This window comes from Streptomyces sp. NTH33, assembly GCF_003236365.1.
Lineage (GTDB): Bacteria > Actinomycetota > Actinomycetes > Streptomycetales > Streptomycetaceae > Streptomyces.
In genome coordinates, this window is the sequence record NZ_POTZ01001000.1 from 1 (window position 1) to 864 (window position 864).

The window sequence follows — 864 nt, forward strand, 5'->3', positions numbered from 1 at the left end:
CCCATGAGGCCCCCTCCCCGTGGACGGTCGGGGCGAACCGCTGCGCACACGCGAGGAAGCGCTGACGGACACACCGGAATACCCCCCGGGGTACTCGTGTTACGGTGATACGCATACCCGGGGGGGTAATTTCGTGGAAGGGAACATCCCCGTGTTCTTCATCGACACCATTGAGCTCGAAGGCCTCGGCAACCGCAGCTACCTGGCCGGAGGCGAGCAGACGGCCGTGGCGGTGGACCCGCCGCGCGACTTCGACCAGGTCCTGGTGGCAGCGGCCCGGCGCGGGGTGCGGATCACGCACGTGGTGGAGACCCACATCCACAACGACTACGTCACCGGTGGCCTGGAGCTGGCCCGGGTGACGGGCGCCGCCTACCTGGTGCCGGCCGGCGCGCGGGTGTCGTTCGCGCGGGTGCCGGTGGCCGACGGCGACACCGTCACCGTCGGCGCCGGACTCGAACTGCGGGCCGTCGCCACCCCGGGTCACACCCCGCACCACACCTCGTACGTGCTGCGGGAGCAGGGGCAGCCGGTGGCCGCGTTCACCGGCGGTTCGCTGCTGATCGGCACGGTGGGCCGCCCGGACCTGGTGGAGCCCCGTCTGACCGAGCGGCTGGCCCGCGCCCAGCACGCCTCCGCCCACCGCCTGGCGGCCGAGCTGCCGGACGAGACGTCCGTGCTGCCCACGCACGGCTTCGGCAGCTTCTGCTCCTCCGCGCAGGCCGAGGGGGACGCCACCACCATCGGCAAGGAGAAGACCGTCAACACGGCGCTCACCACGGACGTGGACTCCTTCGTCGCCCGCCTGCTCGCCGAACTCGACGACATCCCCGCGTACTACGCGCACATGGGCCCCGCCAACGC

The 864-nt window shown here is 72.0% G+C and carries 1 protein-coding gene; it reads left to right on the forward strand.

The genetic code is table 11. The features are described 5' to 3' along the window. Positions 1-151: 151 nt before the first annotated feature. The coding region (locus tag C1I97_RS38080) for an MBL fold metallo-hydrolase (RefSeq protein ID WP_146608457.1) at positions 152-864 on the forward strand (713 nt) is incomplete at its 3' end.